The following is a 4,982-nucleotide window of genomic DNA, read 5'->3' as shown; positions in this document are numbered from 1 at the left end:
CCCCATGTGTCCCAGACTGACTCTGCACCGCAACGTGAGTTGGACCACACATAACGGAGATCTGAACTCGCGACCGGAGCCGCATTTCCAGGTGGACAATTTCATCAACGGCATCAATAGCTTGGCTGCCACTTGGACCCAGAACGCCGCTGAACCGGAAGGACCGATCAAAAGTGAAGACCAGAGCTGCTGTCCTGTGGGGCCTGCACCAGAAGTGGGAGATCGAAGAACTCGATCTGGACGGCCCGAAAGAGGGCGAAGTGCTGGTCAAGCTGACCGCCAGCGGGCTGTGTCATTCCGATGACCACCTCGTCACCGGCGACATGCCGATGAACCTACCGGTGGTGGGCGGGCACGAAGGCGCGGGCGTCGTCGCCGACGTCGGGCCCGGCGTCACTGAAGTCGAGGTGGGTGACCACGTCGTTCTCAGTTTCATCCCAGCCTGCGGCCGTTGTCGCGCCTGCGCGAAAGGGATGGGCAACCTGTGCGAATACGGTGCAGCTATCATGGCTGGTCCGCAGCTCGATGGCACCTTTCGGTTCCATGGACGCGGTCATGACATCGGCCAAATGTGCGTCCTGGGAACATTTTCCGAATACACAGTGGTGCCGATAGCGTCGGTGGTCAAGGTTGACAAGGCGATTCCCCTGGATAAGGCTGCGCTCGTTGGCTGCGGTGTCACCACCGGATACGGTGCCGCGGTGCGTACCGGTGAAACCCAGGACGGCGAGACCGTGGTCGTCATGGGGGTCGGTGGACTGGGTATCAACGCCGTCCAGGGATCCATAATCGCCGGTGCACGGTATGTGCTGGCCCTCGACCCTATTGCATTCAAACGAGAGCAGGCAACAAGGTTCGGTGCGACGCACGTCGCCGCCGACGTCGCGCAGGCGCAAGCCATCCTCGCCGATCTGACTCGGGGCGAGATGGCCAACGTCTGCGTGGTGACCACCGATAGCGCCGAAGGTGCCTATGTCGGGCAAGCATTGAGCTTGGTCGGCAAACGGGGTCGAGTGGTGATGACCGCGATCCCGCACCCCAGCGAAACAGTTGTCGAGATGTCGCTCTTCGATCTCACCTTATACGAAAAGCAAGTTCGTGGATGCCTTTTCGGCTCGTGCAGCCCTCGCACCGACATCTTCCGGATGCTCGAGCTCTACCAGGCCGGCCGCCTCAAGCTCGATGAGTTGGTCACCCGCGAGTATGCGCTCGACGACCTCAACCAGGGTTACGAGGACATGCACAACGGGCGCAACCTACGTGGCTTGGTCAAGTTCTGACCGCGGACGACGAGTGGTAGTCGTTCGACATCCATGTAGCGAGTCGACTGGCAAAATCTGACGCTACTGTTCAGCCGCGGCGGGCGCTGTTGATGGCTGCCGACAACGCCGACTTGGTACTCCCATGTCGGGCCGCGCCGTCTCCTGTCCCTAAATCGCTGGACTCGGTGGACGGCAGCTTCTCTGCCAGGCCCACCGTGCGTCAGCTGACTCCGACAAAGAAACGACACTAGCGGAAGCGAGTATTGAGTGACCGACATGCCCCACTACCGGATGTACGTCGACGGAACATGGTGCGACACAACGGAATCTATTGAGGTTCGTTCCCCAGCGACCGGGCAGCTGGTCGCCACTGTCGCCTACGGCGATACCGCGACCGTCGAGGAAGCAGTCGCCGCAGCAAAAGCGGCGCACGAGCGCGGAGTGTGGCGATCGATGCCTCCCAATGACAGGGCCGACGTCCTTGACGCCATCGCCGACAATCTGGCCGCTCGCTCCGAGCAGCTGACCGCTTTGCAGGTCAACGAGAACGGCGCCACGGTACGGGGCGCCGGCGCGTTCCTCATCGGCTATGCGATCGCGCATCTCAAGTACTTCGCCCAGCTCGCCCGCACATACCCGTTCGAGATTAGTGGCCCACTTTGCGAGTCACCGACATTGTCGGCAGGTATCACGATCAAGGACCCGGTCGGTGTCTGCGCCGGCATCATCCCCTGGAACTTTCCATTGCTGCTGGCGGTATGGAAGCTCGGCCCCGCGCTAGCAGCAGGCAATACCATCGTACTTAAGCCTGACGATCACACACCGCTGACGCTGCTCGAACTGGCAAGGGCCGCTGACGAAGTGGGCCTGCCTGCCGGTGTGCTCAACATCGTGACTGGACCGGGACCGGTGGTCGGTGCTCGCCTGGCTGAACACCCGGATGTACGCAAGGTGGCCTTCACCGGCTCGACCGAAGTAGGCAAGAGCGTCATGCGTGCTGCCGCCGACAACGTCAAGAACGTGACGTTGGAGCTCGGCGGCAAGGGCGCCAACATCGTCCTGGACGACGCCGACATCGATCTGGCCGTCGACGGCGCTCTCTTCGGGTTCCTCCTGATGAGCGGTCAGGCGTGTGAATCCGGAACTCGCCTACTGATTCACCAATCGCTTCACGACGAGTTCGTGCGGCACCTCGTGGCGCGCGCTCAAACGTTGGTGATGGGCGATCCAATGAGCCCCGCCACCGACTTGGGACCCTTGATCTCGGCGAAACAAAAAGCGCGCGTGGAGAAGTACATCGCGCTGGGCCAGGAGGAGGGTTGCACACTCGCCTTCCAAGGGGTCATACCGGTCGATGAAGCTCTGGCCGAAGGCCATTGGGTGGCGCCAACGATTCTGACCGATGCCACCAACGACATGCGCGTGGCACGTGAAGAGATCTTCGGACCGGTACTGGTCGTCATGCGCTATCAAGACGAGGACGAAGCAATCTCCTTCGCCAACGACAGCGAATACGGTCTGTCAGCAGGAGTTTGGAGCGCCGACCCAGCCCGCGCCTTGGCCGTCGCGCGCCGCCTCGAATCGGGCACCGTGTGGATCAATGACTGGCACATGGTCAATGCCATGTACCCCTTCGGCGGGGTCAAGCAAAGCGGCTTAGGCCGCGAACTTGGGCCCGATGCCCTCGATGAGTACACCGAGTCCAAGTTCGTTCACCTCGATCTGAGCAACGATCGCAGCAAGCGCGTCTACGGTGTCGTCGTCTCAGCCCCAATTCCTAACGTCTGATAAGGAATCATGTACCCGGGTACTCATGCCCTGCACGCACCTGACCGTCCCGCGGTGATTGCCGCCGAAACCGGACGGACACTGACCTATCGCGAACTCGATGATGCCTCCGCAGCATTGGCGCGTGTCCTTCACGACGCCGGACTGCGCCGCGGTGATGTCGTTGCGCTGTTGTCAGACAACGCCCCTGAAGCATTGGTGGTGTTTTGGGCTACCCACCGGTCAGGCATGTACGTCACTGCCATCAATCATCACCTGACCCCGAACGAGGCCAGCTATATAGCGCGTGACTGCGGTGCACGAGCCCTCATCGCATCGGCGGCGCTGACCGATCTCGCTCAAGCGGTACGCCAGCAGACAACCATTGATCTGCGCCTCGCATTCGGCGGGCAGATTGCAGGGTTCAACTCGTTCGAAGACGCGCTAGAAATGGCCGGCCCCCGCCTTGACACCCAGCTGTGCGGTGCAGTGATGCTGTATTCGTCAGGAACAACAGGATTTCCCAAAGGTATTCGACCTCCCCTGCCGGACCGACACGTCGACCAACCTGGAGATCCCATGGTCGAAATTGCCAGCAAGCTCTACGGGATCAACGCAACCGACGTCTACTATTCCCCCGCGCCGATCTATCATGCCGCGCCTTTGCGATGGTGTGGCATGATCCACTCTCTTGGCGGAACCGTTGTCCTGGCCAACCGCTTCGACGCAGCCAAAACTCTTGAATACATTGAGCGCTACCAAATTACGGCAACTCAGATGGTCCCCACCATGTTCATCCGACTACTCAAGTTGGATTCGTCAACTCGCCAGGCCCATGACCTGTCCAGCCTGCGCACGGTGATTCATGCCGCAGCACCGTGCCCAATCGACGTCAAGCAAGCGATGATCGACTGGCTGGGGCCCATCATCTACGAGTACTACGCCTCAACGGAAGTACACGGCAAAACCTTCATCGACAGCACCGACTGGACAGCCCATCCCGGTTCCGTCGGCCGCGCAGTCCTTGGCGTGCTGCATATCTGCGACGACACGGGGCAAGAACTGCCCGCCGGCACGGTAGGTGCCGTGTACTTCGAACGAGACCGATTGCCATTCGAGTATCACAACGATCCCGAGAAAACAGCTGCCGCGCGGCACCCCTTCCAACCTATGTGGACCACCGTCGGTGACCTCGGTTATGTCGACAATGAGGGATACCTATATCTGGCGGACCGCAAATCATTCATGATCATCTCCGGCGGGGTGAACATCTACCCCCAAGAGGTCGAGAACGTGCTAGCCCTTCACCCAGCCGTCTACGACGTTGCCGTCATCGGAATACCAGACCCGGAAATGGGCGAACAGGTCAAAGCAGTCATCCAGCCCCCCATCGGAGTCGACGGTTCCCAGCAGCTTGCACATGAACTGATCGACTACACCCGAACCCGCATTGCGCATTACAAGTGTCCCCGATCCGTGGACTTCGTCAACGAACTGCCGCGGACCCCCACGGGCAAGCTACTCAAGGGTGATCTTCGCCGCCGCTATCTGGAGCAGGAACAATGAGCGCCAGCTCGTCGACGGACCTGCCGTCCCCAATCCCATTGAAAGGCAGCGCAGCCTTCATAACAGACGGTGGCAGCGCGGCCAACTCGCCGTCCCGCACGGACTGGCTTCAGCTGTTGCCGGTGTCGCGATCGGCGGAAGGTCTCAGCAGACGCCGGCGGAGGCAGCCGCTCACCTTCGCCTCCAGAGTGGACGCGTTCTCGCTCAACCTGCAGACGTCCGCGATGCGGACCGCCGTTCGACGCGCGATCGACATCGCATCGCAGGCATTTGGCTGGGTCGGCATCACAGTCGCGTGCGCTGCCCGGGACTACTTCGCCCCCGCGGAGACGATCACCGCCGAAGGATTTCGCACAATGATCGATATTGACCTACCCGATCCGATGG

The 4,982-nt window shown here is 61.0% G+C and carries 4 protein-coding genes; all 4 read left to right on the top strand.

Annotation, left to right across the window (positions count from 1 at the left end):
- Positions 1-173 precede the first annotated feature (173 nt).
- Positions 174-1,280 (top strand): NDMA-dependent alcohol dehydrogenase, encoded by a 1,107-nt coding sequence (locus JF781_RS27370; protein ID WP_078345352.1) that lies wholly within the window; start codon positions 174-176, stop codon positions 1,278-1,280.
- Positions 1,281-1,529: 249 nt separating this feature from the next.
- Positions 1,530-3,050, top strand: a complete 1,521-nt coding sequence (locus JF781_RS27365) for an aldehyde dehydrogenase (protein ID WP_078345353.1) — start codon at positions 1,530-1,532, stop codon at positions 3,048-3,050.
- A gap of 9 nt (positions 3,051-3,059) precedes the next feature.
- On the top strand, positions 3,060-4,595 hold the full coding sequence (locus JF781_RS27360) for an AMP-binding protein (RefSeq protein ID WP_078345354.1): 1,536 nt from the start codon (positions 3,060-3,062) through the stop codon (positions 4,593-4,595).
- Positions 4,592-4,982 (top strand): hypothetical protein (locus JF781_RS27355; RefSeq protein ID WP_225330621.1); only part of this gene is annotated, 391 nt, incomplete at its 3' end. The genes JF781_RS27360 and JF781_RS27355, both read left to right, overlap by 4 nt.

The sequence above is a fragment of the Mycobacterium sp. WUMAC-067 genome, from assembly GCF_020217485.1.
Classification (GTDB): domain Bacteria; phylum Actinomycetota; class Actinomycetes; order Mycobacteriales; family Mycobacteriaceae; genus Mycobacterium.
Note: the sequence above shows the minus strand (reverse complement) of the source record. Positions and strands in the feature narration are given on the sequence as shown.

Bases quoted from the DNA above. Each gene is read 5' to 3' on its own strand.
- JF781_RS27360 (WP_078345354.1), top strand. From the start codon at position 3,060: ATGTACCCGGGTACTCATGCCCTGCACGCACCTGACCGTCCCGCGGTG.